The 25,553-nt window shown below is 40.4% G+C and carries 36 protein-coding genes; 34 read left to right on the top strand and 2 right to left on the bottom strand.

Annotation, left to right across the window (positions count from 1 at the left end):
- Together D0S24_RS12225 and D0S24_RS12220 are read right to left on the bottom strand one after the other, a co-directional pair.
- The gene (locus tag D0S24_RS12225; RefSeq protein WP_117020132.1) at positions 1-1,701 is read right to left on the bottom strand and encodes a SusD/RagB family nutrient-binding outer membrane lipoprotein; all 1,701 of its coding nucleotides are present in this window, start codon (positions 1,699-1,701) and stop codon (positions 1-3) included.
- Positions 1,702-1,712: 11 nt separating this feature from the next.
- On the bottom strand, positions 1,713-4,874 hold the full coding sequence (locus D0S24_RS12220) for a SusC/RagA family TonB-linked outer membrane protein (RefSeq protein ID WP_117020131.1): 3,162 nt from the start codon (positions 4,872-4,874) through the stop codon (positions 1,713-1,715).
- 563 nt (positions 4,875-5,437) lie between these two features.
- On the opposite strand from D0S24_RS12220, the gene rpsL reads away from it, so the two are divergent.
- The 34 genes from rpsL (at position 5,438) to eno (ending at position 25,421) form a co-directional block, all read left to right on the top strand.
- Positions 5,438-5,812 carry a 30S ribosomal protein S12 gene (rpsL, locus tag D0S24_RS12215; protein WP_031445118.1) on the top strand — a complete coding sequence of 125 codons (375 nt, stop codon included), beginning with the start codon at positions 5,438-5,440 and terminating at the stop codon, positions 5,810-5,812.
- A gap of 78 nt (positions 5,813-5,890) precedes the next feature.
- Entirely contained in the window at positions 5,891-6,367 is a 477-nt protein-coding gene (gene rpsG, locus D0S24_RS12210; RefSeq protein WP_117020130.1) for a 30S ribosomal protein S7, read from the top strand.
- 9 nt (positions 6,368-6,376) lie between these two features.
- Entirely contained in the window at positions 6,377-8,509 is a 2,133-nt protein-coding gene (fusA, locus tag D0S24_RS12205; RefSeq protein WP_117020129.1) for an elongation factor G, read from the top strand.
- Positions 8,510-8,520: 11 nt separating this feature from the next.
- Positions 8,521-8,826, top strand: coding sequence for a 30S ribosomal protein S10 (gene rpsJ / locus D0S24_RS12200; RefSeq protein ID WP_010230113.1), 306 nt, complete (start codon positions 8,521-8,523; stop codon positions 8,824-8,826).
- Between the two features lie 158 nt (positions 8,827-8,984).
- Entirely contained in the window at positions 8,985-9,605 is a 621-nt protein-coding gene (gene rplC, locus D0S24_RS12195) for a 50S ribosomal protein L3 (protein WP_117020128.1), read from the top strand.
- Positions 9,605-10,234 (top strand): 50S ribosomal protein L4, encoded by a 630-nt coding sequence (gene rplD, locus D0S24_RS12190; RefSeq protein WP_117020127.1) that lies wholly within the window; start codon positions 9,605-9,607, stop codon positions 10,232-10,234. Before rplC ends, rplD begins: the two co-directional genes overlap by 1 nt.
- A 7-nt stretch (positions 10,235-10,241) precedes the next feature.
- Entirely contained in the window at positions 10,242-10,532 is a 291-nt protein-coding gene (gene rplW, locus D0S24_RS12185) for a 50S ribosomal protein L23 (protein WP_117020126.1), read from the top strand.
- A 9-nt stretch (positions 10,533-10,541) separates the two neighbouring features.
- Entirely contained in the window at positions 10,542-11,366 is an 825-nt protein-coding gene (gene rplB / locus D0S24_RS12180) for a 50S ribosomal protein L2 (protein WP_117020125.1), read from the top strand.
- 13 nt (positions 11,367-11,379) lie between these two features.
- Positions 11,380-11,658: a 30S ribosomal protein S19 gene (gene rpsS, locus D0S24_RS12175; protein WP_026810026.1), complete on the top strand. Its 279-nt coding sequence runs from the start codon at positions 11,380-11,382 to the stop codon at positions 11,656-11,658.
- Between the two features lie 3 nt (positions 11,659-11,661).
- Positions 11,662-12,069 (top strand): 50S ribosomal protein L22, encoded by a 408-nt coding sequence (gene rplV / locus D0S24_RS12170; protein ID WP_117020124.1) that lies wholly within the window; start codon positions 11,662-11,664, stop codon positions 12,067-12,069.
- A gap of 10 nt (positions 12,070-12,079) precedes the next feature.
- Positions 12,080-12,802 (top strand): 30S ribosomal protein S3, encoded by a 723-nt coding sequence (rpsC, locus tag D0S24_RS12165; protein ID WP_117020123.1) that lies wholly within the window; start codon positions 12,080-12,082, stop codon positions 12,800-12,802.
- Between the two features lie 20 nt (positions 12,803-12,822).
- The gene (gene rplP, locus D0S24_RS12160; protein ID WP_072865349.1) at positions 12,823-13,242 is read left to right on the top strand and encodes a 50S ribosomal protein L16; all 420 of its coding nucleotides are present in this window, start codon (positions 12,823-12,825) and stop codon (positions 13,240-13,242) included.
- Between the two features lie 17 nt (positions 13,243-13,259).
- On the top strand, positions 13,260-13,451 hold the full coding sequence (rpmC, locus tag D0S24_RS12155) for a 50S ribosomal protein L29 (protein ID WP_031445108.1): 192 nt from the start codon (positions 13,260-13,262) through the stop codon (positions 13,449-13,451).
- A 13-nt stretch (positions 13,452-13,464) separates the two neighbouring features.
- Positions 13,465-13,722: a 30S ribosomal protein S17 gene (gene rpsQ, locus D0S24_RS12150; RefSeq protein ID WP_031445107.1), complete on the top strand. Its 258-nt coding sequence runs from the start codon at positions 13,465-13,467 to the stop codon at positions 13,720-13,722.
- 2 nt (positions 13,723-13,724) lie between these two features.
- Positions 13,725-14,093 (top strand): 50S ribosomal protein L14, encoded by a 369-nt coding sequence (gene rplN, locus D0S24_RS12145; protein ID WP_031445106.1) that lies wholly within the window; start codon positions 13,725-13,727, stop codon positions 14,091-14,093.
- A 13-nt stretch (positions 14,094-14,106) separates the two neighbouring features.
- Entirely contained in the window at positions 14,107-14,421 is a 315-nt protein-coding gene (gene rplX, locus D0S24_RS12140) for a 50S ribosomal protein L24 (RefSeq protein WP_110357441.1), read from the top strand.
- A gap of 2 nt (positions 14,422-14,423) precedes the next feature.
- Entirely contained in the window at positions 14,424-14,975 is a 552-nt protein-coding gene (rplE, locus tag D0S24_RS12135) for a 50S ribosomal protein L5 (protein WP_117020122.1), read from the top strand.
- 1 nt (position 14,976) lies between these two features.
- Entirely contained in the window at positions 14,977-15,246 is a 270-nt protein-coding gene (gene rpsN, locus D0S24_RS12130; RefSeq protein WP_117020121.1) for a 30S ribosomal protein S14, read from the top strand.
- A gap of 67 nt (positions 15,247-15,313) precedes the next feature.
- Positions 15,314-15,712, top strand: coding sequence for a 30S ribosomal protein S8 (gene rpsH / locus D0S24_RS12125; RefSeq protein WP_117020120.1), 399 nt, complete (start codon positions 15,314-15,316; stop codon positions 15,710-15,712).
- A 20-nt stretch (positions 15,713-15,732) separates the two neighbouring features.
- Positions 15,733-16,275 (top strand): 50S ribosomal protein L6, encoded by a 543-nt coding sequence (gene rplF, locus D0S24_RS12120; protein ID WP_117020119.1) that lies wholly within the window; start codon positions 15,733-15,735, stop codon positions 16,273-16,275.
- A gap of 11 nt (positions 16,276-16,286) precedes the next feature.
- Positions 16,287-16,643 carry a 50S ribosomal protein L18 gene (gene rplR / locus D0S24_RS12115; protein ID WP_117020118.1) on the top strand — a complete coding sequence of 119 codons (357 nt, stop codon included), beginning with the start codon at positions 16,287-16,289 and terminating at the stop codon, positions 16,641-16,643.
- A 7-nt stretch (positions 16,644-16,650) separates the two neighbouring features.
- Complete coding sequence (rpsE, locus tag D0S24_RS12110) at positions 16,651-17,175, top strand: 30S ribosomal protein S5 (protein ID WP_117020117.1); 525 nt, start codon at positions 16,651-16,653, stop codon at positions 17,173-17,175.
- 13 nt (positions 17,176-17,188) lie between these two features.
- The gene (gene rpmD / locus D0S24_RS12105; RefSeq protein ID WP_117020116.1) at positions 17,189-17,368 is read left to right on the top strand and encodes a 50S ribosomal protein L30; all 180 of its coding nucleotides are present in this window, start codon (positions 17,189-17,191) and stop codon (positions 17,366-17,368) included.
- A gap of 15 nt (positions 17,369-17,383) precedes the next feature.
- Positions 17,384-17,836 (top strand): 50S ribosomal protein L15, encoded by a 453-nt coding sequence (gene rplO, locus D0S24_RS12100; protein ID WP_117020115.1) that lies wholly within the window; start codon positions 17,384-17,386, stop codon positions 17,834-17,836.
- Between the two features lie 12 nt (positions 17,837-17,848).
- Complete coding sequence (gene secY, locus D0S24_RS12095; RefSeq protein ID WP_117020114.1) at positions 17,849-19,192, top strand: preprotein translocase subunit SecY; 1,344 nt, start codon at positions 17,849-17,851, stop codon at positions 19,190-19,192.
- A gap of 3 nt (positions 19,193-19,195) precedes the next feature.
- On the top strand, positions 19,196-19,411 hold the full coding sequence (gene infA / locus D0S24_RS12090; RefSeq protein ID WP_013549436.1) for a translation initiation factor IF-1: 216 nt from the start codon (positions 19,196-19,198) through the stop codon (positions 19,409-19,411).
- Between the two features lie 9 nt (positions 19,412-19,420).
- Positions 19,421-19,537 (top strand): type B 50S ribosomal protein L36, encoded by a 117-nt coding sequence (gene ykgO, locus D0S24_RS12085; RefSeq protein WP_013621733.1) that lies wholly within the window; start codon positions 19,421-19,423, stop codon positions 19,535-19,537.
- A gap of 2 nt (positions 19,538-19,539) precedes the next feature.
- Positions 19,540-19,914, top strand: coding sequence for a 30S ribosomal protein S13 (gene rpsM / locus D0S24_RS12080; protein WP_117020113.1), 375 nt, complete (start codon positions 19,540-19,542; stop codon positions 19,912-19,914).
- A 13-nt stretch (positions 19,915-19,927) separates the two neighbouring features.
- Positions 19,928-20,320, top strand: coding sequence for a 30S ribosomal protein S11 (gene rpsK / locus D0S24_RS12075; RefSeq protein ID WP_031445094.1), 393 nt, complete (start codon positions 19,928-19,930; stop codon positions 20,318-20,320).
- Positions 20,321-20,423: 103 nt separating this feature from the next.
- Positions 20,424-21,029: a 30S ribosomal protein S4 gene (gene rpsD, locus D0S24_RS12070; RefSeq protein ID WP_117020112.1), complete on the top strand. Its 606-nt coding sequence runs from the start codon at positions 20,424-20,426 to the stop codon at positions 21,027-21,029.
- An 18-nt stretch (positions 21,030-21,047) separates the two neighbouring features.
- Positions 21,048-22,040, top strand: a complete 993-nt coding sequence (locus D0S24_RS12065) for a DNA-directed RNA polymerase subunit alpha (RefSeq protein ID WP_117020111.1) — start codon at positions 21,048-21,050, stop codon at positions 22,038-22,040.
- 133 nt (positions 22,041-22,173) lie between these two features.
- Positions 22,174-22,728 carry a 50S ribosomal protein L17 gene (rplQ, locus tag D0S24_RS12060; protein WP_117020110.1) on the top strand — a complete coding sequence of 185 codons (555 nt, stop codon included), beginning with the start codon at positions 22,174-22,176 and terminating at the stop codon, positions 22,726-22,728.
- Between the two features lie 97 nt (positions 22,729-22,825).
- Positions 22,826-23,938, top strand: coding sequence for a glutamine-hydrolyzing carbamoyl-phosphate synthase small subunit (gene carA / locus D0S24_RS12055; RefSeq protein ID WP_117020109.1), 1,113 nt, complete (start codon positions 22,826-22,828; stop codon positions 23,936-23,938).
- Between the two features lie 190 nt (positions 23,939-24,128).
- A complete protein-coding gene (gene eno, locus D0S24_RS12050; RefSeq protein ID WP_117020108.1) occupies positions 24,129-25,421 on the top strand; it encodes a phosphopyruvate hydratase in 1,293 nt (430 codons plus the stop codon).
- Positions 25,422-25,553: the final 132 nt, after the last annotated feature.

The raw sequence follows: 25,553 nt of genomic DNA, 5'->3' as shown, positions 1-25,553 counted from the left end.
TTAGTTGTCCCAAAATATTTTATACGTTGTTGCATCTTTTTGGGCAGGTGCATTTTCATTAACGTTCAATTCGGCCTGTGGCCAGAATAATGACACCTGAAATGGTCTTGTCAATGTAGTTTCGCTGTCGTCCAAAGGCCAGGCATCCCCATTGTTCAATTGATATTCTGGTGAAGGTCCTACAGGATTTGCCAATACAGGGAATCCGGTTCTTCGGTAATCGTTGTATTGATCAAAAGGATCACCAAAGGTGGATACCCATTTCTGGGTCATGATGATTTCCATTTTCTTTTCGTCGGAAGCGGAATCGAATTCGGCCAATATACCATCAATAAAATCGGTTATTTCAGTGGATCCAATAAGTTTGGGAACTGATTGGTCCGTTTCGGAATTGCTGACTACCTGATCTACTTTTGCAAAGGCAGCCGTTATCGCTTCCTCCAATTTAGCCCTTACATCTCCAGAAATTAAGCCTGCCTGCATTAATTCTGCCTGAATGAACAAAAATTCATGATATGTCAGTATTCTGTGGGGAGCGGCACCGGTTCCGGCATTGGTGTCCGCATCTCCACCTTCACCATCATCATACCTACCTCCACAAACATAAATACCCGGGTAGGTAGTGGAATTTCTTGATGCAAAATCCCTATTGGGGCCTACACTGCCAAATCTAATGGTATGGAATCCTGTACTTGCATCCCAATAATCCGCTTTTGGATCACCTGTTGTTGGGTCCCCAACATCTGGAGGTAATTCTCCTGCAGTCAATTGATTAAAGAAATAGTAAGGGAGCCTAGGATCCACGATCCCATTATGGATATTGGGATTCCAACCTTTTAGAATTTCATAAAACCAAGGACTGGCATAATGCGTTGCCTGTCCGGTCAAATAAGAATCGGTGTATAAAGGATTTCTCTCTTCCGAAGGGGACTGGGTTGTTGAATAGGGATATTCAAAATCATCGGCGATCCCGGACATAAAATTATCAGCGGCAATCAAAGTATTTAATTTGCCGGCATCAAACAGGCCTGATAATCTAATCTCATTATATAACTTTAGTTTAAGGGTATTTGCAAACCTGTTCCATTGAGGGATACTACCACCATAGAATAGATCCTGGGTGCCAGGATTCTGCCCTTGACCACTATTAATGTCGGCAAGGCCTTCATCGATCAATGCCAAGGCATTTTGATAGATTTCCTCTTGACTGTCGAATGCCGGGCTTACAACGCCATTTTCCAATTGGGCCGCTTCCGAAAATGGAGCATCGCCCCATATGTTTACAATAATGGTTGCTGTATATCCTTTAATAATTTTTGCCATACCTACCATGATCATTTCATTTTCCTCGGTGCCCTGGTTGATGATGATATTGGTTTCACCAAATACGGAATAGGCATTGTCCCAAGAATTCTGTATGGTTGAATTATCTTGTTTGGTTCCGTATTGATCCTGTTCTTCCCGATACACAAATTGATGGACATAGGCAGAAAGAATCTCCGCCGAAAAAAGTTCAAATTCGGTGATATCGTTAAAATTGGTTTCAACATTGGTCAATAATTGATCCAAGGGAGCTACCGTAGGATTGTTGGGGTCTGTGTTCACATCCAGATAATCACTGCAATTTAGGAGGGATAGGGACACCAGCATCACAGCCAAGACCTTATAGCCCCCTAGATTTATTTTATATATATTTTTCATAGTTCTTTTTATTAAAATGTTACGTTAATCTTAAAACCATATCTTTTGGAATTTGGGGCAGATTGAGTTTCGATACCTTGTAGGTTGGATGATCCATAGGCTGTCACGTCTGGGTCATAATTGGTATATTTGGGCACATTTGGTGCAAAATACCATAAATTATTACCAATTAGGGCGATGGATAAAGAACCAATAAATGTTTTTTCAAGAAACTTTTTGGGTAGATCGTAAGCCAATGCAACCTCCCTTAGCCTATATACGGTTCCGTCATAAATAGACGCTTCATCCACGGAATTGATCCCGAAGGTATTACTGTTGGTCGTTGGCGAGAAATACAAATTGTTCATAGTAACTTGGGTGGTATTTGGAATTTTATTTCCAGACCCGTCCAATATGGCTTCGCCCGTAGTAGGGTTGCCGTAGAAACCCGGAATGATAAAGGTTCGCTCCCTATCTTCCGTATCCTTGGTGACTCCCCTGCCCAATAAGGCATCCAAACCGGAGGAAGAAATATCCCCACCTTCTTTCCAATCTATTTGGGCCCTGAGGCTAAGACTTTTATATTTAAAGGTGTTGATAAAACCAATTTTAAAATCGGGAGTTGGGTCCCCAATTATCGCATCAGAAGTGGCCTGCAGAATACCTCCGCCACCTTCTTCTATAAGATAGTTGCCCTCTGTGTCCCTTGCGAAAGCCGTGCCGTAAAAAACACCATAGGGTTGTCCTTTTTGAACATAGGCGACCTGGTTTACATCTATAGGAAATCGTTCCAAACCATCGATCAATTCTTTTACTTCATTTTTATTTTTTGTAAATGAAGTAAAGGAGGTCCAGCTGAAATTATCGGTTCTAACAGGTATCAATGTCAATCCTACCTCCACACCCGTGTTTTCCATTTCCCCTATATTCGTCAGGAAAGAGGTATAACCGGTAGATGTAGGAACATTTACCTCGGAGATAAGGTCGGTGGTGGTCTTTTGGTACCATGAAAAATCAACCATAAACCGTCTATTGAAAAATTCCAGATCGGCACCAATTTCGAATTCTTCGGTGTTTTCAGGAACCAAATCGGGATTCCCCAATGTAGCGGGTACAAAGACAACGGGTTGTCCTGCATATACATCCCCTAGGCCAAAAACTTTGTTGATCTGATAGGGATCCGCATCACGGCCAACGTTGGCCCATCCCCCTCTAATTTTACCATAGTTAAGGATATTGCCGCCAATGCCCAAAGCATCCGTAAAAATAAAGGATGTGGAAACGGAGGGGTATAGGAAACTGTTGTCGTTTAATGGCAATGTTGAAGACCAGTCATTTCTAGCTGTTGCGTTCAAGAACAGATAATCCTTATAGTTTAGCCCTAAATCTCCAAAAACACCCACTATTCTTTTGCGGGTAGTGTCATTAAAATCTGCGGTTACATTCGCCGTATTTTTAATGGTAAATATATCATCGGCGATTAGGCCTTTACCGGTGTAGCCAACATCATGGGTAGATTTTTGGTTTACGTTGTTCCCGACCATAAAGTTTAGGTTCAAGTCCTGGTTCAGATCATAGTTAAAGGTCAATAGGAAGGTAGATTCAATTTCTTCACTATTGTAATCTTGGGTTCTTACCTGGCCAATGCCTTCAGCGGCCCTGGAACCTTTGTCCGTAATTTCGACCCGGCCCAGATCATACTTGTTAATGCCCAATTGATATCTGGCATTAATATGGTCATTAAAATCATATGAAAAATTCACATTGGCAACGGTTCTATTTACACTACTTATAATCTGGTTGTGTTTCCAAGACCACATAGGGTGGTCAAAACCACCGACTGGTGTAATGGATGCCCCGGTTACCGGATCCTCAAAGGGGAGGCTCATATCCCATGTTCTTCCCAATACAAGGGTTCTTGCAAAAGAGGAAGCCGCTCCGGCAAATTGGTTTTCACCAAAAAAGGCACCAACCTGCTCACTATCCGAATAGCTTAAATTGGCCCCGATCCTTAATCCGTTTTCCAGTTTAAAGTTTCCCCCTGTGGAAATGTTGGTCCTTCTGTACGAATTATAAGGGATGTATCCTTCCTGATCCAGGTTGGAAAGGGTAAGGCTGAAATTGGAATTTTCATTTGCCGTGCTAACGTTAATGGAGTTGTCCTGGACAATTCCGGTACGGAACAGGTCCCTAACATTGTTAGGTTGTGCTACATAGGGTACAGTGGGTCCAAATTGATCTGGAAACGCGTTAAGTAAATTCGGCCATGTAGGAATGGTTTCCATGGAATCGAATCTTGCACCCCAGGAGCCGTTTGCATTATTGTAGTTAAAGTTGGTTCCGTTACCGTAGGTATTCTGGTATTCCGGGAGGTTGGCTATTTTTTCGAAGTAAAGTCCACTATTAAGGGATACTTCGAATTTTTTATTTGAAAATCCGCTGGTCTGACCTGATTTTGTCGTGATAACAATGACCCCGTTAACGGCCCTTGAACCATAAAGTGCAGCTGCAACAGCTCCCTTTAGTACTTCAACGCTTGCAATGTTGTTGGGATCCAAGGAAGATATCCCGGATTCATAACTACCTCCGCTGTCGGTAACCTGATCGGAAGTTTCCAATTCGTCATTGCTATAAGGAGTGCCATCTACAACAAATAGCGGTTGATTTCCTCCCTGAAATGAAGTTGTTCCCCTAATATTGATCTTGTTGGCCGCTCCGGCAACACCTGTGGAGACGTTAACGTTTACCCCTGGTACCTTACCATTAAGGGAACGGATAAGATCCGGTTCGGAATTCTCCGTTATTTCTTCCGATTTTACGGATGCGACGGAATATCCTAAGGACTTGGGCTTTCTTTTGATCCCAAAGGCCGTAACCACCACCTCTTCCAAGGCTTGTGCGTCCTCCTCCATTTGGACGTTGATGGTATTGCTGGCACCAACCGTCATTTTAACATTTTTTTGTCCTATATAAGAGAACACCAGTACCTCTCCAACATTGGCATTGATAGTGTAAAGTCCATCAAAATCCGATTGGGTACCGGTAGTCGTACCTTCTACAAGGATATTTACTCCAGGTAGAGGGAGACCGTCTTGGTCCGTAATCGTACCTGAAATCGTTTTTTCCTGTGCAAAGGAGATTTGCACAATCAACGCTAGAAATAGCGTTAAGATTCCACTTAACTTTGTTTTCATTTTATGTTTATTTGAATTAGCAACGGCAAAATTCCTAAATATCTGTTAATAAAACAACTTTTTAGACAATTTTATTATGCACGCATAATAAAAAAATGTTAAAATAATCCATTATTGAGCTAAAAATTGAATTAAATACACATATATACTTGGTATTTTTATATTTAAAACAAGTATCTGACTTTATTGTAGGATTTTTACTCAAAAAATAAGTTAATATATTGACATATTCGCAATAATCGCTATTTTATGGTATAATTAAGGATTTTGATTGCATTATTTATTGGTATTAGCGGAGAATACTAGAAATTAATTAGTGGATGGGCATTTTTACTGTTTTTATTCCCTGTATGTGTTTATTTTAAATTTTGTGACCCCGTTAATGAATTATGCTTGTTCTGAGTCCATATAATAGGACGCAATTAAATCTAATTTTAGGCTAATGAATATGTTGCGTATAAAAATTATAAAAATAAATTGCGCAGGGTTTGAATTATTGTGAATAATTACTACATTTGCCAGCCCTTAAAAGAGGGGTTAAGTTTTTATTATACAAAAATAGTATGCCAACAATTTCACAATTAGTACGAAAAGGAAGAGTCACGATTACTAAGAAGAGTAAATCGGCTGCTTTGGATTCGTGTCCTCAGAGAAGAGGTGTATGTACGCGTGTCTATACTACCACTCCTAAGAAACCAAACTCTGCAATGCGTAAAGTTGCTAGGGTAAGGTTAACCAATGGGAAGGAAGTTAACGCTTATATACCAGGTGAGGGTCACAATTTACAAGAGCACTCGATAGTATTAGTAAGAGGCGGAAGGGTAAAGGATTTGCCGGGAGTTAGGTATCATATCGTTAGGGGTGCCTTGGATACAGCAGGTGTTGCTGGAAGGACGCAACGAAGATCTAAATACGGAGCAAAACGCCCTAAGAAGTAAAAATTTGTTAAAAGTCGCATATTAAAGGTAGTAATGCTTTTAATGTATGGCCGTTGACCATTAACTCAAAAAGAAGAAATGAGAAAAAAGCAGGCAAAAAAGAGACCACTTTTACCGGATCCAAGGTTTAATGACCAATTGGTGACCCGTTTTGTTAACATGATGATGTGGGATGGTAAGAAGTCGGTTGCCTTTAAAGTTTTTTACGATGCTATAGATATCGTACAGGAGAAAAAGACAGATGATGAAAAAACCGCATTGGAGCTATGGAAAGATGCGCTGTCCAATGTTATGCCACATGTTGAGGTAAGGAGTAGAAGGGTAGGTGGGGCTACATTTCAGATTCCCATGCAGATCAGACCGGATCGTAAGATTTCAACCGCTATGAAATGGCTTATCAGCTATTCCCGTAAGAGAAACGAAAAGGCGATGTCGCAAAAATTGGCAGGAGAGATTTTGGCTGCAGCAAAAGAAGAAGGTGCTGCAGTTAAGAAAAGAGTGGATACCCATAAAATGGCAGAGGCAAACAAAGCATTCTCCCACTTTAGATTTTAATAAGCAGAAATGGCAAGAGATTTAAAATTAACAAGAAATATTGGGATTGCTGCTCATATCGATGCAGGTAAAACGACTACGACAGAACGTATCTTGTTTTATACCGGTGTGAGTCATAAAATTGGTGAAGTTCATGATGGTGCTGCCACTATGGACTGGATGGAGCAAGAGCAGGAGCGTGGTATTACGATTACTTCCGCTGCTACAACTTGTGAGTGGGTTTTTCCTATGGAGAATGCAGAGCCGACAGCAGATGCACAATCCTACCACTTTAACGTAATAGATACCCCTGGCCACGTGGATTTCACGGTTGAAGTAAACCGTTCTTTACGTGTATTGGATGGTTTGGTATTCTTGTTCAGTGCAGTTGATGGTGTTGAGCCACAATCTGAAACGAACTGGAGATTGGCCGATAATTATAAAGTTCCCCGTATTGGTTTCGTAAACAAAATGGACCGTCAGGGAGCTGATTTCCTAATGGTCAACCAACAAGTTAAGACGATGTTGGGATCCAATGCAGTGCCTATTGTTTTGCCTATCGGAGATGAGGCAGACTTTAAAGGTATTGTGGATTTGGTGAAAAACAGGGCTATTGTATGGCACGAGGATAATTTCGGAGCAACTTTTGATGTTGTTGCTATTCCGGAAGATATGAAAGAGGAGGTTAGGTTACGCAGAGCTGAATTGATAGAAGCTGTTGCCGAGTATGATGAGACTTTGATGGAAAAATTCTTCGAGGATGAGGATTCCATTACTGAGGATGAAGTTCACGCTGCTTTAAGGGCTGCGGTTATGGATATGAGTATCATACCTATGATATGTGGTTCTTCCTTTAAAAATAAAGGGGTTCAATTTTTATTGGATGCCGTTTGTCGCTATTTGCCTTCTCCATTGGATAAGGAAGCGATTACAGGTACTAACCCTGACACGGAGAAACCAGAGTCTAGAAAGCCAAGTGTTAAGGAGCCGTTTGCGGCCTTGGCATTTAAGATTGCTACGGATCCCTTTGTTGGTCGTTTGGCATTTTTCAGGGCGTATTCAGGTAGATTGGATGCAGGTTCTTATGTGTTGAACAATCGTTCAGGTAACAAAGAGCGTATTTCCAGAATTTACCAAATGCATGCCAATAAGCAAAATGCGGTAGATTTTATTGAAGCTGGGGATATAGGTGCAGCTGTAGGTTTTAAGGATATTAAGACAGGGGATACCTTGTCCGATGAAAAACATCCAATTGTTTTGGAAAGTATGAACTTCCCTGATCCGGTTATCGGGATCGCGGTTGAGCCCAAAACTAAGGTGGATGTGGATAAATTAGGTATGGCTTTGGCTAAATTGGCAGAAGAAGATCCTACTTTCCAGGTAAAAACCGATGAAGCATCTGGACAGACTATTATCTCTGGTATGGGTGAACTTCACTTGGATATTATTGTTGATCGTTTAAGACGTGAGTTTAAGGTTGAGGTGAACCAAGGTGAGCCACAGGTGGAGTACAAGGAGACATTGACCAAAACTGCTTCGCATAGGGAGGTTTATAAAAAGCAATCCGGTGGCCGTGGTAAATTTGGTGATATCGTCTTTGAGATGGGGCCGGCCGATGATGATTTTATTGGAACCGGTTTACAGTTTGTGGATGAAATTAAAGGTGGTCGTATTCCAAAAGAATTTGTGGGACCTGTTCAAAAAGGATTTGCAGCCGCTATGAAGAATGGACCATTGGCCGGTTTTGAAATGGATAGAATGAAGGTGATTTTAAAGGATGGGTCATTCCACCCTGTGGATTCCGACGCACTATCTTTTGAATTGGCTGCGAAAATGGGTTATAAAGCTGCTGGTAAGGCTGCAGGAGCAATAATAATGGAGCCTATCATGAAACTGGAGGTGTTAACTCCCGAAGAAAACATGGGGGATATAGTGGGCGACTTGAACCGTAGAAGGGGAACTGTGACCAATATGGATGACAGGGCAGGGGCCAAAGTGATCAAAGGCCAGGTGCCATTGTCCGAAATGTTCGGATATGTAACTTCTTTAAGAACGTTGTCTTCAGGTAGGGCAACTTCAACAATGGAATTTTCACATTATGCTGAGACTCCTTCCAATATTTCGGAAGCGGTTATTAAGAAAGCAAAAGGATTAACAGCTTAAATCGTACTAAGATGAGTCAGAAAATTAGAATAAAATTAAAGTCGTACGACCATAACTTGGTAGATAAATCTGCTGAGAAGATCGTAAAAACGGTAAAGACTACAGGTGCGGTGGTAACTGGCCCTATTCCTTTGCCTACCCATAAGAAAATATTTACGGTTTTGCGTTCACCGCACGTAAATAAAAAAGCAAGGGAGCAGTTCCAATTAAGTTCTTACAAAAGACTTTTGGATATATATAGCTCTTCGTCAAAAACCATCGATGCCCTAATGAAGTTGGAACTTCCTAGTGGTGTTGAGGTGGAGATCAAGGTATAGTGCCGATTTCGGAATTCATAATTCGAAATTATGAAAGACATGTCCCGAGCGTTTCGCGAAGGAAAAACGGAAAAAAAATATTCAGGGTTGAATTATTTTTTGACCCTGTTTTTTTGTCGATAAGTTAAATAGTAATTAATTAATAATCAATTATAAATATGTCTGGGTTAATAGGAAGAAAGATAGGTATGACCAGCATTTTCGATGAAAATGGAAAAAATATTCCATGTACTGTAATCGAAGCTGGACCATGCGTAGTTACCCAAGTCAGAACCGAAGAGGTGGACGGGTACAATGCCCTTCAGCTTGGTTTCGATGACAAGGCAGAAAAACGTGCTAACAAAGCGGCTACGGGCCACTTTAAGAAAGCAGGAGCTTCTCCTAAGAAAAAGGTCGTTGAATTCAGGTATTTTGAAGAAGGTGCGCACAAATTGGGGGATACTCTTGGAGTAGATCTTTTTGTGGAAGGAGAATTTGTTGATGTAATCGGTACCTCTAAGGGTAAAGGTTTTCAAGGTGTAGTTAAAAGACACGGCTTCGGCGGTGTTGGTCAATCCACCCACGGTCAGCACAACAGGTTGAGGGCTCCGGGTTCCATCGGTGCCGCCTCATATCCTGCAAGGGTTTTTAAGGGTATGAAAATGGCCGGGAGAATGGGTAGCGATAGGGTTACCGTTCAGAACCTAAGAGTATTAAAGATTGTTCCGGAAAAGAACCTTTTAGTAGTAAAAGGTTGTGTTCCCGGTCATAAGAACGCTTACGTAACTATTGAGAAGTAATGAAGGTAGCAGTTTTAGATATCAAGGGAAAAGAAACAGGTAGGAAGGTAGAGCTTTCAGACGCTGTATTCGCAATAGAACCAAACAATCATGCTGTTTATTTGGATGTTAAACAATATTTGGCACACCAAAGACAAGGTACGCACAAATCCAAGGAGCGTGCAGAAATAGCAGGTAGTACAAGAAAGATCAAAAAGCAAAAGGGAACAGGTACCGCCCGTGCGGGTAGTATCAAGTCTCCGGTGTTTAGGGGTGGTGGACGTATTTTTGGTCCAAGACCAAAGGATTACAAGCAAAAATTGAACAAAAATGTTAAGCGTTTGGCCAGAAGGTCCGCCTTGACATTAAAGTCCAAGGACAATGCTATAATGGTGGTCGAGGATTTCAATTTTGAGACTCCAAAAACTAAGGATTTTAAGCAATTTTTGAAGTCTTTGGGCTTGGAGAATAAAAAATCCCTTATTGTGTTGGGCGATTCAAATAATAACGTATATTTGTCCTCACGCAATTTAGAGCGTTCTGAGGTTATAACTAACTCAGAATTAAGCACTTACAAAATATTAAATGCTAACAGCCTAGTGTTGTTGGAAGGTTCTTTGGAAGGAATCGAATCGAACTTAATAAAATAAGCGAACCATGAGTGTGTTGATAAAGCCAATTATTACGGAAAAAATGACTGCTGATAGCGAGTTGCACAATCGTTATGGTTTTTTTGTTGATCCAAAGGCCAACAAAATTGAGATAAAGGAAGCAGTGGAAACAACTTATGGTGTTTCTGTCGATAAAGTTCGAACAATGAATTATGGTCCTTCCCGCAAGTCGCGCTACACCAAGACCGGTGTACAGCACGGAAAGACAAGTGGTTTCAAAAAAGCCATTGTTGATGTAGCGGAAGGGGATATTATTGATTTTTACAGTAATCTATAAAGACAAAAAATGTCAGTTAGAAAATTAAAACCAATCACTCCCGGGCAGCGTTTTAGAGTAGTAAACGGATTTGACGCCATTACTACTGATAAGCCGGAAAAAAGCTTGCTTGCTCCGTTAAAAAAGTCGGGAGGTAGAAACAGTCAAGGAAAAATGACCATACGCCAGAAAGGTGGAGGTCATAAGAGAAGGTATCGTGTTATCGATTTCAAAAGGGATAAGCAGGATGTTACTGCAACCGTTGATTCGATACAATACGATCCCAACAGAACAGCTTTTATAGCATTATTGGTGTATGCCGATGGCGAAAAGAGATATGTAATTGCTCCAAACGGTTTACAGGTTGGGCAGGAAGTATCTTCGGGCACCGGGGTTGCTCCAGAAATCGGAAACGCGCTTCCTTTGGGAGAAATACCTTTGGGTACTATCATTTCGGGAATTGAGCTACGTCCGGGACAGGGAGCGGTAATGGCAAGAAGTGCTGGTACATTTGCCCAATTAATGGCAAAGGAAGGTAAGTTTGTTACCATTAAATTGCCATCTGGTGAAACCAGATTGATTTTAGCTGAATGTTTGGCCACTATAGGTGCGGTATCCAACTCCGATCATCAGTTATTGGTGTCAGGGAAGGCCGGTAGAAGTAGATGGTTGGGAAGAAGGCCAAGAACAAGACCGGTAGCGATGAACCCTGTTGATCACCCCATGGGAGGTGGAGAAGGTAGGGCTTCCGGAGGCCATCCTAGATCTAGAAGCGGAATTCCTGCAAAAGGTTACAGGACCCGTTCCAAGACCAAGAGTACCAACAAGTATATTTTAGAACGTAGAAAGAAATAAAAAGTAGAAAGAAATGGCACGTTCATTAAAGAAAGGACCTTACGTTCACTATAGTTTGGATAAAAAAGTCCAACAAAATGTTGAATCTGGGAAAAAGGCAGTCATTAAGACATGGTCTAGAGCTTCTATGATTACTCCTGATTTTGTAGGTCAGACAATAGCGGTTCATAATGGTAAGCAGTTTGTACCTGTTTTTGTTACAGAGAACATGGTTGGCCACAAATTAGGTGAATTTTCTCCAACACGATCTTTTAGGGGGCATGCTGGAGCAAAAAATAAAGGAAAAAAGTAAGCTATGGGAGTTCGTAAAAAACAAATGGCCGAAAGAATTAAGGCAGAAAAACAGCAAATAGCGTTTGCAAAGTTGAATAATTGCCCTACTTCCCCTAGAAAAATGCGCTTGGTGGCGGATTTGGTAAGAGGTGTAAGAGTGGAGAAAGCGCTTGCTATTTTGAAATTCAACCAAAAGGAATCATCTCGTAGATTGGAGAAGTTATTGTTATCCGCAATAGCGAACTGGCAATCCAAGAATGAAGACGCCAGTGTTGAGGAAGCCGAACTTTTTGTTAAGGAAATCAGAGTGGATGGAGGAAGTATGTTGAAAAGACTGCGTCCCGCACCACAGGGAAGAGCACATAGAATTAGAAAACGTTCCAACCATGTTACCTTGGTTTTGGGATCTAACAATAACACACAAAGCTAGAGCATTTAGTATGGGACAGAAAACAAATCCAATCGGAAATCGTCTAGGAATTATCAGGGGATGGGAATCTAACTGGTACGGTGGAAACGATTATGGTGATAAACTTGCCGAAGACGATAAGATCAGAAAATATGTTCATGCACGTTTGGCAAAAGCAAGTGTGTCCAGGATCATTATTGAGCGTACCCTTAAGTTGATTACAGTTACCATTACTACGGCAAGACCGGGTATTATCATTGGAAAGGGTGGCCAGGAAGTAGATAAGCTAAAGGAAGAGCTTAAAAAGATTACGGACAAGGAAGTTCAGATCAATATTTTTGAGATAAAGAGACCGGAATTGGACGCTAATCTTGTTGCAGCCAGTGTAGCGCGTCAAATTGAAAGTAGAATTTCTTTTAGAAGAGCCATAAAAATGGCTATTGCAGCGGCGATGAGAATGAATGCCGAGGGAATTAAAATTCAGATATCGGGACGTTTGAACGGAGCTGAAATGGCAAGATCGGAGTCTTATAAAGATGGTAGGATTCCCTTGTCCACTTTTAGGGCCGATATAGATTATGCCTTACATGAAGCGCATACCACCTATGGAAGACTTGGGATTAAAGTGTGGATTATGAAAGGTGAGGTGTACGGAAAAAGAGAACTTTCTCCATTGGTAGGCATGGCAAAAACCCAGGCTCCAGGTAAAAGTGGAAAACAAGAGGGCCCGAAGAAACAACGTCGTAGAAAGTAATTTTTTAAAGAAGTAAAAAAATGTTACAGCCAAAAAGAACTAAGTTCCGCAAAATGCAGAAAGGTCGTATGAAAGGGATCTCTGGAAGGGGACATCAACTTTCAAACGGTATGTTTGGTATTAAATCAATGGATACCTCTTTTATAACATCGCGCCAAATAGAAGCAGCTCGTATTGCGGCAACTAGGTATATGAAAAGAGAAGGCCAATTATGGATAAAAATATTCCCGGACAAACCTATTACCAAGAAGCCGTTGGAGGTACGTATGGGTAAGGGTAAGGGGGCTCCAGAATATTTTGTAGCTGTAGTATTGCCAGGAAGGGTGATGTTCGAGGTTGCCGGTGTGTCCCTTGATATTGCAAAGGAGGCTTTGCGACTTGCGGCACAAAAACTGCCAGTAAGGACAAAATTTATTATTGCTAGGGACTATTCTGCTTAATATAATTGCAAGGAATCATGAAACAATCAGAAATAAAAGAATTATCAGTTGAGGGGTTGAAGGAAAAGAGTGCTGAATTTAAAAAGCAGTATTCCGATTTAAAATTGGCCCATTCTGTTACACCATTGGAAAACCCTTTACTTATCAGAAAAGTAAGAAGAACTGTGGCAAGATTGGCAACTGAATTAACTAAAAGGGAATTACAATAATTGGTTCTGCTTTATGGAAAAAAGGAATTTAAGAAAAGAGAGAATAGGAGTTGTTACTAGCAACAAAATGGAGAAATCGGTAGTGGTTTCGGAAGTTAAACGTGTTAAACACCCTATGTACGGTAAGTTCGTGTTGAAAACTAAGAAATATGTTGCACACGATGAAAAGAACGATTGCAATATTGGCGATACTGTTAAGATCATGGAGACACGTCCATTGAGTAAGACCAAATGTTGGAGGTTAGTGGAAATCATTGAAAGAGCTAAATAATTATGTTACAGCAAGAATCTAGACTAAAAGTAGCGGATAATACGGGTGCAAAAGAAGTTTTGACCATTCGTGTGTTGGGAGGTACAAAAAGAAGATATGCTTCTGTTGGGGATAAAATTGTAGTTGCCGTTAAGGAAGCTACCCCTAATGGCGCTGTTAAAAAAGGTGCGGTTTCCACAGCAGTTGTTGTAAGGACAAAGAAAGAAGTTAGAAGACCCGATGGTTCTTATATTCGTTTCGATGATAATGCCTGTGTACTTTTGAACCCTACCGGGGAAATGAGGGGAACACGTGTTTTTGGACCTGTGGCAAGGGAGCTTCGGGATAAGCAATTCATGAAAATTGTATCATTGGCTCCAGAGGTGCTTTAATAAATATAGCAAAATGGGAAAATTAAAAATCAAAACAGGGGATACTGTTAGAATTATTGCCGGAGACCATAAAGGGGTAGAGGGTAAGGTTGTAAGTGTTGACCGTGAAAAGAACAAGGCGATCGTTGAAGGTGCCAATATGGTGTCCAAACACGAAAAGCCAAGTGCTAGCAATCCCCAAGGAGGGATTGTTAAGAAAGAGGCTCCCTTACAGATATCCAATCTGTCATTGATCGATCCAAAATCAGGAGAGACCACTAGAGTTGGATTTGAGGTAAGGGATGGTAAGAAAGTAAGATTTTCTAAGAAATCTAAAGAAGTAATTTAGTTATGGCTTACGTTCCAAGATTAAAACAGGAATATAAAGAAAGAGTTGTTAAGGCTCTTAAGGAGGAGTTTGGTTACAAAAATGTAATGCAGGTTCCCAAATTAGAAAAAATTGTTGTTAGTAGAGGTGTTGGTGCCGCTGTAGCGGATAAGAAACTTATAGACCATGCGGTAGATGAGTTGACCAATATCACTGGCCAAAAAGCAATTTCAACCATGTCCAAAAAGGATGTTGCTGCATTTAAATTACGTAAAGGAATGCCTATCGGGGCAAAAGTAACCTTACGTGGAGAGAGAATGTACGAATTCTTGGATAGATTGGTAACTACTGCATTGCCAAGGGTAAGGGATTTCCAAGGAATTAAGGCCACTGGTTTTGACGGAAGAGGGAATTATAATCTTGGTATTACGGAGCAAATCATATTTCCGGAAATAAACATTGATAAAATTAACAGAATCAATGGGATGGATATTACCTTTGTAACCTCTGCGGAAACAGATAAAGAAGCGAAATCATTATTAACCGAATTGGGACTACCTTTTAAAAAGAATTAGTATGGCTAAAGAATCAATGAAAGCCCGTGAGAGAAAGCGGGAAAAGATGGTGGAAAAGTATGCTGAGAAGAGAAAGGCTTTAAAAGAAGCCGGCGACTATGAAGCATTACAAAAATTGCCCAAAAATGCTTCTCCCGTTCGTATGCACAACCGTTGCAAGCTAACCGGTAGACCCAAGGGTTACATGAGGACTTTCGGTATATCCAGGGTTACTTTTAGGGAAATGGCCAATAACGGTCTTATACCGGGAGTAAGAAAGGCTAGCTGGTAATAAATAAGTATAAACTGGTTTCAGGTTTAACAATAATGTTAAAAACCGTTACCGTAAATCAATAATTATGTTTACAGATCCAATAGCGGATTATTTAACTAGAATTAGAAATGCAAGTAGCGCCGGACACAGGGTGGTTGAGGTGCCTGCATCTAATCTAAAGAAAGAAATTACTAAAATATTATTCGATCAAGGATATATTTTAAGCTACAAGTTTGAAGATAATGCGGTTCAGGGGACTATAAAAATAGCCTTGAAGTATGACAAGTTTACAAAGGAGCCGGTTATAAAGAAAATTAAACGGGTTAGTACTCCAGGACTTAGAAAATATGCTAGCTCTTCAGAATTGCCAAGAGTATTGAACGGTCTTGGTATTGCTATTATTTCTACTTCCCATGGTGTAATGACCAGTAAGCAGGCAAAGCTTGAGAATGCAGGTGGGGAAGTATTATGTTATGTTTATTAATACTATAAAGATTTAGAAAGATGTCTAGAACAGGTAATAATCCAATAGCAATTCCAGAAGGAGTAACCGTAGAGGTAAAGGAAGATGTTATTACTGTAAAAGGTAAGCTGGGGGAACTTTCCCAAGAATTTTCTGGTGCTGCTGTTAAGGTTGAAGATGGTCAGGTATTTGTTACACGACCTTCGGATTCCAAGGAGCATAAAGCAAAACATGGTCTTTACAGATCTTTGATCTTTAATATGGTCAAAGGTGTTTCTAAGGGATGGATAAAGGAATTGGAATTGGTAGGGGTAGGATATCGTGCCAGTAACCAAGGACAAACTTTGGATCTAGCTTTAGGATTTTCGCACAATATTATTTTGGATCTGGCTTCAGAGGTAAAAGTGGAGACCGTATCCGAAAAAGGTAAGAATCCGATCATAAAGCTTAGTTCGCACGATAAGCAATTAGTGGGGCAGATCGCTGCCAAGATCAGATCTTTCCGTAAGCCAGAACCTTACAAAGGAAAAGGAATTAAGTTCGTTGGTGAACAATTAAGAAGAAAAGCTGGTAAATCGGCTTAATAATTAGCATTATGGGATTAACGAAGACTGAAAGAAGACTACGTATCAGAAGGAGGATCAGAAAGATATCCTCGGGTACTGCAGAAAGGCCAAGGCTTGCTGTTTTTAGAAGTAATACTGGGATTTATGCTCAAATTATAGATGATGTGGCAGGGACTACCCTAGTGTCCGCTTCCTCACGGGATAAGGCGATGGCCAAGGCCAAAGGGACAAAAACAGAAGTGGCCAACCTAGTTGGAAAGGCTATTGCCGAAAAGGCAAAAGAAGCTGGAATTGAAGCTGTTGCTTTTGACAGGGGTGGTAATTTATACCATGGGAGAGTAAAATCATTAGCCGATGGCGCTAGGGAAGCTGGATTAAAATTCTAAGAATATTATGTATCAGAAATACAAAAACGTAGAGACTGTTAAGCCGGGAGGTTTAGAATTAAAGGATAGATTGGTAGGGGTGCAACGTGTTACCAAAGTTACGAAAGGTGGTAGGGCGTTCGGATTTTCTGCCATAGTTGTAGTAGGTGATGAAAATGGGGTTGTGGGCCACGGTCTGGGTAAGTCTAAGGAAGTTGCTACAGCCATTGCCAAGGCTATAGAAGATGCCAAAAAGAATCTTATTAGAATTCCATTGAACAAAGGTACCTTGCCACATGAACAAAAAGGCAAATTTGGTGGAGCTAAAGTTTATATCCAACCGGCATCACATGGTACCGGGGTAATTGCCGGTGGTGCCGTTAGGGCGGTACTGGAAGCAGTAGGTGTCCATGATGTATTGTCCAAATCACAAGGTTCTTCCAACCCTCATAACGTGGTAAAAGCTACTTTTGATGCGCTTTTGCAACTTAGGGGTGCAAAGACAGTTGCAAACCAAAGAGGTATTTCTTTAGAAAAAGTTTTTAAAGGATAAAACCAAGAATATAATGGGAAAGATTAAAGTAAAGCAGGTAAAGAGCAGTATTAAAAGAGCTCAAAATCAAAAGAGAACATTAGAGGCTCTTGGTTTGCGAAGAATAGGACAGGTGGTAGAACATGAAGCCACCTCAAATATTCTTGGAATGATAAATAAAGTTAAACACTTAGTTTCCACAGAGGAGGCTTAATATAATTTTAGTGTTATGAATTTAAGTAATTTAAAACCAGCAGATGGTGCTGTCCATAAAGCCGGTAAGGTCATAGGTAGAGGTCAGGGTTCCGGTAAGGGAGGTACTGCTACCAGAGGACATAAAGGTGCTAAATCCAGATCTGGTTATTCTAAGAAAATTGGTTTCGAAGGGGGGCAAATGCCTTTACAGAGACGTGTGCCAAAATTTGGTTTTACAAATATCAATAGAAAGGATTACGCTGGGATCAATCTTGAAAAATTACAGGAATTGGTAGACAAGGGGGCCATTAAGGATACGGTTACTTTGGAAATCCTTTTAGAGAACGGATTGGTCGGTAAAAACGATTTGGTCAAGATTCTTGGCAATGGAGAGCTAAAGGCTTCCCTAAAAGTTTCTGTACATAAATTTACAGCTACCGCAAAAGCTGCAATCGAGGCTGCTGGTGGTGAGGCTATAAGTTTATAAGCAAAGAATACTATGAAGAAATTTTTCGAGACATTATCAAATATTTGGAAGATTGAAGAACTAAAGGGTAGGATAATCGTTACCCTTGGTTTGCTTTTGGTGTATCGTTTTGGTGCGCAAGTAGTTCTGCCAGGTATTGATTCTACACAGTTGGGTGCTTTGGCAACCAGTACTGATAGTGGTATTTTGGGAATTTTGAATGCTTTTACCGGAGGAGCATTGTCCAATGCTTCGGTTTTTGCCTTGGGAATTATGCCCTATATTTCTGCTTCCATTGTGGTGCAGTTAATGGGTATAGCCATTCCTTATCTTCAGAAGTTGCAAAAGGAAGGTGAAAGTGGAAGAAAGACGATCAATCAAATTACCAGATGGCTTACTATTGGTATATGTATTGTTCAGGCTCCTGCTTATTTATACAGTTTGGGAGCTTTGGGTGTTCCCGATAGTGCCTTCGTCTTTGGTAAGGGCCTCGATTTTATTGTCCCATCGGTAATAATTTTGGTCGCAGGAACAATTTTTGCCATGTGGTTGGGAGAAAAAATTACCGATAAAGGTATCGGGAATGGAATATCCCTTTTGATCATGGTTGGTATTATCGCCAATATGCCGCAGAACTTTGTACAAGAATTTATCTCCAGAACAGCCAATAACAATGGTGGTTTAATGTTCATGCTTATAGAGGTTATCATCTGGTTCGTGGTAATTTTGCTATGTGTGCTTTTGGTAATGGCTACCCGTCAGATCCCGGTCCAATACGCAAGAAGGACTGCCTCTGGTGGATATGAAAAGAATATAATGGGATCCAGGCAGTATATTCCCTTAAAATTGAATGCTTCCGGGGTAATGCCAATTATATTTGCGCAAGCCATTATGTTTGCACCCGGATTGTTGGGCAAGACCTTTAATAATACGGCGGTAGGCCAGTGGATGGAAGTTCAATTCCAGGATATATTTGGATTGGCCTACAATCTTTTGTTCGGGTTCTTGATTATTGTATTCACCTATTTTTATACGGCGATTACAGTACCTACCAATAAAATGGCCGATGATCTTAAAAGAAGCGGTGGTTTTATTCCAGGAATTAGGCCGGGAAAGGAAACCGGGGATTATTTGGATAAGATAATGTCATTGATTACTTTACCCGGATCTGTTTTTCTAGCCCTGTTGGCCGTATTGCCAGCAGTTATCGTAAAGCTTATGGATGTACAGGCCGGTTGGGCATTGTTCTATGGAGGAACCTCATTGTTGATTATGGTCGGGGTGGCTATAGATACTGTGCAGCAGGTGAATTCTTATTTGTTGAACAGACATTATGACGGTTTAATGAAATCAGGAAAAAATAGAAAGGTAGCATAGATTATGGCTAAACAATCAGCAATAGAGCAAGATGGAAGCATAATTGAGGCATTGTCAAATGCCATGTTCCGCGTGGAGTTGGAAAACGGTCATGTGGTAACGGCGCATATCTCTGGAAAAATGCGTATGCATTATATTAAGTTGCTTCCAGGGGATAAGGTTAAGCTCGAAATGAGCCCTTACGATTTAAGTAAAGCAAGAATTACATATAGATATTAAGCAAATAGGATGAAAGTTAGAGCATCAATAAAGAAGAGAAGTGCCGAGTGCAAGATTGTGCGTAGAAAAGGCAGATTGTACGTAATTAATAAAAAGAATCCTAGATTTAAACAAAGACAAGGGTAATTATGGCAAGAATTGCAGGTGTAGACATACCAAAACAGAAAAGAGGGGTAATAGCCCTGACCTATATCTTTGGTATAGGAAAAAGTAGGGCAAAGGAGATTTTATCTTCCGCCCAAGTAAGTGAGGATACCAAAGTATCCGATTGGAACGATGATGAGATTGGTCGTATTCGTGAGGCAGTTTCTTCTTTGACCATTGAAGGGGAATTGCGTTCAGAAAACCAATTGAACATTAAGCGTCTAATGGATATTGGTTGTTATAGAGGTATTCGCCATAGATCTGGTCTGCCTTTAAGGGGTCAGCGTACCAAAAACAACTCTAGGACAAGAAAAGGTAAGAGAAAAACAGTTGCTAACAAGAAGAAGGCAACTAAATAATAATTAGGATATTATGGCAAAGGCAAATGCAAAAGCGGCAAAGAAGCGTAAAGTTATAGTAGAGTCTGTGGGCGAAGCCCATGTTACTGCTTCTTTTAATAATATTATTATTTCTTTAACCAACAAGAAGGGTGATGTAATTTCTTGGTCCTCAGCAGGTAAAATGGGTTTCAGGGGTTCAAAAAAGAACACTCCCTATGCAGCTCAAATAGCATCCGAGGATTGTGCTAAAGTGGCCCACGAAGCTGGTTTAAGAAAAGTAAAAGTGTATGTAAAAGGACCGGGAAATGGCAGGGAATCCGCTATCCGTTCCATACATAATTCAGGTATTGAGGTAACCGAGATTATCGATGTAACCCCAATGCCGCACAATGGTTGTAGACCACCAAAAAGAAGAAGAGTATAATTAATAGTAATCAATTGCCCCTTAGGGGTGTTTCAAGGAAATGTAGTTACGATTATCGAAGGATAAGCCTTAATTCATGATCACGTTTCCAAACTAAAAGAAAATGGCAAGATATACAGGACCAAAAACAAAGATCGCCCGTAAGTTCGGTGAAGCGATTTTCGGAGATGATAAATCTTTTGAGAAAAGAAATTATCCTCCAGGACAACACGGTAATAACAGACGTCGTGGTAAAAAGTCTGAATATGCTATCCAGTTAATGGAAAAGCAAAAAGCAAAATACACTTACGGTATTTTGGAAAAACAATTCCGAAACATATTTGCGAAGGCGAATAGAAGTAAAGGGGTAACCGGTGAGGTATTACTTCAATTGTGTGAATCCCGTCTGGACAACGTTGTTTACAGAATGGGCATCTCCCCTTCTAGAAGCGGAGCAAGACAATTGGTTTCACATAGACATATTACGGTAAACGGAGAGTTGGTGAACATTCCATCCTATACCCTGAAAGCCGGTGATGTGGTTGGTGTTAGGGAGAAATCAAAGTCTTTAAAAGCGATCGATGACGCTCTCTCTGCAAATAGCAGTGTATACGAGTGGATCACCTGGAATTCAGAAAAAATGGAAGGCAATTTTGTTGCCGTTCCGGAAAGAATGCAAATTCCAGAGAATATCAAAGAACAATTAATAGTCGAGTTATACTCTAAATAATACAACACTGATCCAATTATGGCATTATTAAATTTTCAGAAGCCCGATAAAGTTATAATGATTGATTCCTCCGATTTCGAAGGCAAATTCGAATTTCGTCCATTGGAACCAGGTTATGGCCTAACTGTAGGGAACGCTTTAAGAAGAGTTTTGCTTTCGTCCTTGGAAGGTTTTGCTATCACTTCTGTTAGAATTGATAAGGTGGAACATGAGTTCTCTGTAATTTCCGGTGTTGTGGAAGACGTTACCGAAATCATTCTAAATCTTAAACAAGTTCGTTTCAAAAGACAGATAGACGACGTGGATAGTGAGACAGTCTCTATCTCTGTTAGCGGAAAGGAACAAATGACTGCAGGTGATTTTCAAAAATTTATTTCCGGTTATCAAGTATTGAACCCGGATTTGGTTATTTGTAACATGGATCCCAAGGTGAACATTAATATGGAGATTACCATAGACAAGGGAAGGGGATATGTGCCTGCCGAGGAGAATAAAAAATCCAATGCACCACTGGGTACCATAGCCGTAGATTCTATCTTTACTCCTATTAAAAATGTAAAGTATAGCATAGAAAACTTTCGTGTAGAGCAGAAGACCGATTATGAGAAATTGGTTTTTGAAATCGCAACAGATGGTTCAATCCACCCAAAAGAAGCACTTACGGAAGGCGCAAAGGTGCTGATACACCACTTCATGTTGTTTTCCGATGAGCGCATTACCTTAGAGGCGGACGAGATTGCACAGACAGAGACCTATGATGAGGAATCATTGCATATGCGTCAACTATTGAAGACCAAATTGGTAGATATGGATCTTTCTGTGAGGGCATTGAACTGTTTGAAAGCTGCGGAAGTAGATACACTTGGAGACCTAGTTTCATTTAACAAGAACGATTTGATGAAGTTTAGGAACTTTGGCAAAAAATCCTTGACCGAACTGGAAGAATTGGTTATCAACAAAGGTTTGAGCTTTGGAATGGATTTGTCAAAATATAAATTGGATAAAGATTAATAAATAGAAGTTAGACGTTGGATATTAGGCGTTGAGAGACTTTGAACAAAGAAAATAAGTTCAATAACAAGGATATAGTTGGTCAAACCAAGCACCAATATCTTAAATCTAATATCCCAAATCTAAAATAGATATGAGACACGGTAAGAAAGTTAATCATTTAGGTAGAAAGGCGGCCCATAGAAAATCTATGCTGGCAAACATGGCCTGTTCTTTAATAGAGCACAAGAGAATCAATACCACTGTTGCAAAAGCAAAAGCTTTAAAGCAGTTTGTGGAGCCATTGATTACAAAATCAAAAACTGAAAATAATCAAACAGTTGAGAAGGGTACGCACAATAGACGTATTGTTTTTAAAAACCTTCGCGACAAATATGCGGTTACCGAGCTTTTTGGTAGTGTTGCCGAAAAGGTAGCCGACAGACCGGGAGGATATACCAGAATTATCAAATTGGGTAACCGTCTTGGGGATAACGCGGACATGGCTATGATAGAGCTAGTGGATTTTAATGAAATCTATAATGCAGGGAAACCTAAAAAGCAAAAGACTACAAGAAGGGGTAGGAGCAAAAAAGCAGAAGATACCGCAGCGGTTGTGGAAGAAACCCCAAAAGTTGAAAGTGCAAAGGCTGAACCAAAAGTAGAAGAGCCAAAAGCAGAAAAGAAAGCAGATGATGCCCAAGAGTAAAATTGTTATTAAATATTAATAATTGTAAAAGGATAAGCCTAAAAGCTTATCCTTTTTTTATGTTATTTTGCAAAACGAAAAATTGTAACGCCAAGAAATGAAGTATCAAACAAGAAAAAAAGCAATATTGTTGCTTGCCGATGGGACCATTTTTCACGGTAAGGCTGTAGGGAACAAGGAAGGAACTGCCTTTGGGGAGGCTTGTTTTAACACAGGAATGACCGGTTATCAGGAGATTTTCACGGATCCGTCCTATTTTGGACAAATCATGGTAACCACAAATGCCCATATAGGGAATTATGGTGCAAACAATGAGGAAATTGAATCTGATTCGGTGAAGATATCAGGTTTGGTATGTAAAAATTTTAGTTACAATTATTCCAGACCAAATGCCGACTTAAGTTTACAGGAATTTTTGGATAAGAATAAGCTGTTGGCCATTTCGGATGTAGATACCAGAGCCTTGGTAGGTTACATTCGCGATAATGGCGCAATGAATGCCGTAATATCTACGGATGTGGATAATGTGGAGGAGTTAAAAAAGAAATTGACTGAAGTACCGAGCATGGAAGGTTTGGAGCTTTCTTCCAAGGTTTCTACCAAAGAACCTTACTATTACGGGGACAAGGATGCCGAATATAAGGTGTCCGCCCTTGATATTGGAATTAAGAAAAATATTCTTAGGAACTTGGCCAAAAGGAATGCATACATAAAGGTTTTTCCATATAACGCCACTTTTGAGGAAATGAGCGCTTGGAATCCTGATGGCTATTTTATTTCCAACGGCCCCGGGGATCCGGATCCATTGCATGAAGCAATAGCGTCCGCCAAAGAAATGATCCAATCCAATAAACCATTGTTCGGGATTTGCCTAGGGCATCAGGTATTGGCCCTGGCCAATGGGGTATCTACCTATAAAATGCACAATGGGCATAGGGGTATAAACCATCCTGTAATGAATTTGGTTACAGGGAAGGGAGAAATTACCTCCCAGAATCATGGATTTGCCATTAATAGGGAAGAGACCGAGGCAAATCCCGATTTGGAAATAACCCATCTACATCTAAATGACAATACAGTAGCCGGGATTAAAATGAAAGGGAAGAACGTATTCTCTGTTCAATACCATCCGGAAGCAAGTCCTGGACCACATGACGCGGATTATCTGTTCGACCAATTTTTTGAAATGATCCAAACCACAGCAAATTAGGTAGAAATAACCAAGAGAGGAGGAAGACAGACCAAAAGGCGCTTTGAGTGTGTAGTGTTGATAGGTCCTAAAACGTTATAGTTTATTTTATTGTTATCAAAGGATCATTATAGCCAGTAAGAGTGGGGTTAAAATCACATCCTTTGCTATATTTGCATAATAATTTAACTAAAAAATAAAAGAGAGACATATGAGTATTATCCTAAGTGTTCATGCACGACAAATTTTGGATTCAAGAGGTAATCCAACAGTTGAAGTTGATGTAATTACCGAAAATGGAGTATTGGGAAGGGCTGCAGTTCCTTCGGGAGCTTCTACCGGGGAGCATGAAGCGGTGGAGCTTCGTGATGGAGGTAAAGCTTTCATGGGTAAGGGAGTAGGAAAGGCGGTCAACAATGTAAATACCGTTATTGCAGAGGAAATTCTGGGTATGTCCGTTTTTGAACAAAATTTGTTAGATCAAACTATGATAGATTTGGATGGTACGCCCAACAAATCAAAATTGGGTGCCAATGCCATTTTGGGTGTTTCCCTTGCAGTTGCCAAGGCCGCTGCCAATGAATTGGGGTTGTCCCTATTTAGATATGTGGGTGGTGTTAGTGCCAACACCCTTCCGGTACCGATGATGAACATAATTAATGGAGGTTCCCATTCCGATGCCCCCATCGCATTTCAAGAATTTATGGTGATGCCGGTGAAGGCGAATAATTTTTCGCATGCCATGCAGATGGGTACGGAAATATTCCATAACCTAAAGAAAGTTTTGCACGATAGGGGACTAAGCACCGCTGTTGGGGATGAAGGCGGATTTGCTCCAAATTTAGCAGGCGGTACCGAGGATGCATTGGATACTATTGCAAAGGCGGTAGAAAAGGCAGGATATAAATTAGGGGATGATGTAATGATCGCCTTGGATTGTGCCGCTGCGGAATTTTATGTGGATGGAAAATACGATTATACCAAATTTGAAGGGGATAAGGGCGTAGTAAGAACCTCAGAGGAACAGGCCCAATATTTGGCAGACTTAAGTGCCAAATATCCTATTATTTCCATCGAGGACGGAATGGATGAGAACGATTGGAAAGGCTGGAAGGCTCTGACCGATAAAATTGGAGGTAAGGTACAATTAGTAGGCGATGATTTATTTGTCACCAACGTAGAGCGTTTGTCCAGAGGGATCAAAGAAGGCATTGCCAACTCCATCTTGATCAAGGTTAACCAAATAGGAACCTTAACGGAAACCATTGCCGCTGTCAATATGGCTAAAAATGCAGGATATACATCTGTTATGTCGCACCGTTCGGGTGAAACCGAGGATAACACCATTGCCGATTTGGCAGTAGCCTTGAATACCGGTCAAATTAAAACAGGTTCGGCCTCCAGATCCGATAGGATGGCAAAATACAATCAGCTATTAAGGATTGAGGAAGAATTGGGAAGTACTGCATATTACCCGGGAGTACATGCCTTCAAAATAAAATAAAATCTAATTAGGTCCCATATAGAGCCATTCTGAACAGAATGGCTTTTTTTTTAAATATCACGGAGGTTTGTATACATATCAGAAATAAATAATTATATTATCCTACTTTTATCAATTTACCATTATATACAA

Origin of the sequence: Arenibacter sp. P308M17, from assembly GCF_003426735.1 — a bacterium.
Taxonomy (GTDB): Bacteria; Bacteroidota; Bacteroidia; order Flavobacteriales; family Flavobacteriaceae; genus Arenibacter.
Note: the sequence above shows the minus strand (reverse complement) of the source record. Positions and strands in the feature narration are given on the sequence as shown.

What these genes read in the sequence shown, in the direction of transcription:
- rplO (WP_117020115.1), top strand. Translation starts at nt 17,384, where the DNA reads ATGAATTTAAGTAATTTAAAACCAGCAGATGGTGCTGTCCATAAAGCC.
- rpsC (WP_117020123.1), top strand. Translation starts at nt 12,080, where the DNA reads ATGGGACAGAAAACAAATCCAATCGGAAATCGTCTAGGAATTATCAGG.
- secY (WP_117020114.1), top strand. Translation starts at nt 17,849, where the DNA reads ATGAAGAAATTTTTCGAGACATTATCAAATATTTGGAAGATTGAAGAA.
- rplF (WP_117020119.1), top strand. Translation starts at nt 15,733, where the DNA reads ATGTCTAGAACAGGTAATAATCCAATAGCAATTCCAGAAGGAGTAACC.
- rpsH (WP_117020120.1), top strand. Translation starts at nt 15,314, where the DNA reads ATGTTTACAGATCCAATAGCGGATTATTTAACTAGAATTAGAAATGCA.
- fusA (WP_117020129.1), top strand. Translation starts at nt 6,377, where the DNA reads ATGGCAAGAGATTTAAAATTAACAAGAAATATTGGGATTGCTGCTCAT.
- rpsM (WP_117020113.1), top strand. Translation starts at nt 19,540, where the DNA reads ATGGCAAGAATTGCAGGTGTAGACATACCAAAACAGAAAAGAGGGGTA.
- rplC (WP_117020128.1), top strand. Translation starts at nt 8,985, where the DNA reads ATGTCTGGGTTAATAGGAAGAAAGATAGGTATGACCAGCATTTTCGAT.
- rplQ (WP_117020110.1), top strand. Translation starts at nt 22,174, where the DNA reads ATGAGACACGGTAAGAAAGTTAATCATTTAGGTAGAAAGGCGGCCCAT.
- rpsD (WP_117020112.1), top strand. Translation starts at nt 20,424, where the DNA reads ATGGCAAGATATACAGGACCAAAAACAAAGATCGCCCGTAAGTTCGGT.
- rpsG (WP_117020130.1), top strand. Translation starts at nt 5,891, where the DNA reads ATGAGAAAAAAGCAGGCAAAAAAGAGACCACTTTTACCGGATCCAAGG.
- rpsL (WP_031445118.1), top strand. Translation starts at nt 5,438, where the DNA reads ATGCCAACAATTTCACAATTAGTACGAAAAGGAAGAGTCACGATTACT.
- D0S24_RS12065 (WP_117020111.1), top strand. Translation starts at nt 21,048, where the DNA reads ATGGCATTATTAAATTTTCAGAAGCCCGATAAAGTTATAATGATTGAT.
- rplE (WP_117020122.1), top strand. Translation starts at nt 14,424, where the DNA reads ATGGCTTACGTTCCAAGATTAAAACAGGAATATAAAGAAAGAGTTGTT.
- rplR (WP_117020118.1), top strand. Translation starts at nt 16,287, where the DNA reads ATGGGATTAACGAAGACTGAAAGAAGACTACGTATCAGAAGGAGGATC.
- carA (WP_117020109.1), top strand. Translation starts at nt 22,826, where the DNA reads ATGAAGTATCAAACAAGAAAAAAAGCAATATTGTTGCTTGCCGATGGG.
- rpmD (WP_117020116.1), top strand. Translation starts at nt 17,189, where the DNA reads ATGGGAAAGATTAAAGTAAAGCAGGTAAAGAGCAGTATTAAAAGAGCT.
- rplV (WP_117020124.1), top strand. Translation starts at nt 11,662, where the DNA reads ATGGGAGTTCGTAAAAAACAAATGGCCGAAAGAATTAAGGCAGAAAAA.
- rpsS (WP_026810026.1), top strand. Translation starts at nt 11,380, where the DNA reads ATGGCACGTTCATTAAAGAAAGGACCTTACGTTCACTATAGTTTGGAT.
- rpsE (WP_117020117.1), top strand. Translation starts at nt 16,651, where the DNA reads ATGTATCAGAAATACAAAAACGTAGAGACTGTTAAGCCGGGAGGTTTA.
- ykgO (WP_013621733.1), top strand. Translation starts at nt 19,421, where the DNA reads ATGAAAGTTAGAGCATCAATAAAGAAGAGAAGTGCCGAGTGCAAGATT.
- rpsJ (WP_010230113.1), top strand. Translation starts at nt 8,521, where the DNA reads ATGAGTCAGAAAATTAGAATAAAATTAAAGTCGTACGACCATAACTTG.
- rplW (WP_117020126.1), top strand. Translation starts at nt 10,242, where the DNA reads ATGAGTGTGTTGATAAAGCCAATTATTACGGAAAAAATGACTGCTGAT.
- rpmC (WP_031445108.1), top strand. Translation starts at nt 13,260, where the DNA reads ATGAAACAATCAGAAATAAAAGAATTATCAGTTGAGGGGTTGAAGGAA.
- rplD (WP_117020127.1), top strand. Translation starts at nt 9,605, where the DNA reads ATGAAGGTAGCAGTTTTAGATATCAAGGGAAAAGAAACAGGTAGGAAG.
- rplP (WP_072865349.1), top strand. Translation starts at nt 12,823, where the DNA reads ATGTTACAGCCAAAAAGAACTAAGTTCCGCAAAATGCAGAAAGGTCGT.
- rpsK (WP_031445094.1), top strand. Translation starts at nt 19,928, where the DNA reads ATGGCAAAGGCAAATGCAAAAGCGGCAAAGAAGCGTAAAGTTATAGTA.
- rpsQ (WP_031445107.1), top strand. Translation starts at nt 13,465, where the DNA reads ATGGAAAAAAGGAATTTAAGAAAAGAGAGAATAGGAGTTGTTACTAGC.
- rplN (WP_031445106.1), top strand. Translation starts at nt 13,725, where the DNA reads ATGTTACAGCAAGAATCTAGACTAAAAGTAGCGGATAATACGGGTGCA.
- eno (WP_117020108.1), top strand. Translation starts at nt 24,129, where the DNA reads ATGAGTATTATCCTAAGTGTTCATGCACGACAAATTTTGGATTCAAGA.
- D0S24_RS12220 (WP_117020131.1), bottom strand. Translation starts at nt 4,874, where the DNA reads ATGAAAACAAAGTTAAGTGGAATCTTAACGCTATTTCTAGCGTTGATT.
- rpsN (WP_117020121.1), top strand. Translation starts at nt 14,977, where the DNA reads ATGGCTAAAGAATCAATGAAAGCCCGTGAGAGAAAGCGGGAAAAGATG.
- infA (WP_013549436.1), top strand. Translation starts at nt 19,196, where the DNA reads ATGGCTAAACAATCAGCAATAGAGCAAGATGGAAGCATAATTGAGGCA.
- rplX (WP_110357441.1), top strand. Translation starts at nt 14,107, where the DNA reads ATGGGAAAATTAAAAATCAAAACAGGGGATACTGTTAGAATTATTGCC.
- rplB (WP_117020125.1), top strand. Translation starts at nt 10,542, where the DNA reads ATGTCAGTTAGAAAATTAAAACCAATCACTCCCGGGCAGCGTTTTAGA.
- D0S24_RS12225 (WP_117020132.1), bottom strand. Translation starts at nt 1,701, where the DNA reads ATGAAAAATATATATAAAATAAATCTAGGGGGCTATAAGGTCTTGGCT.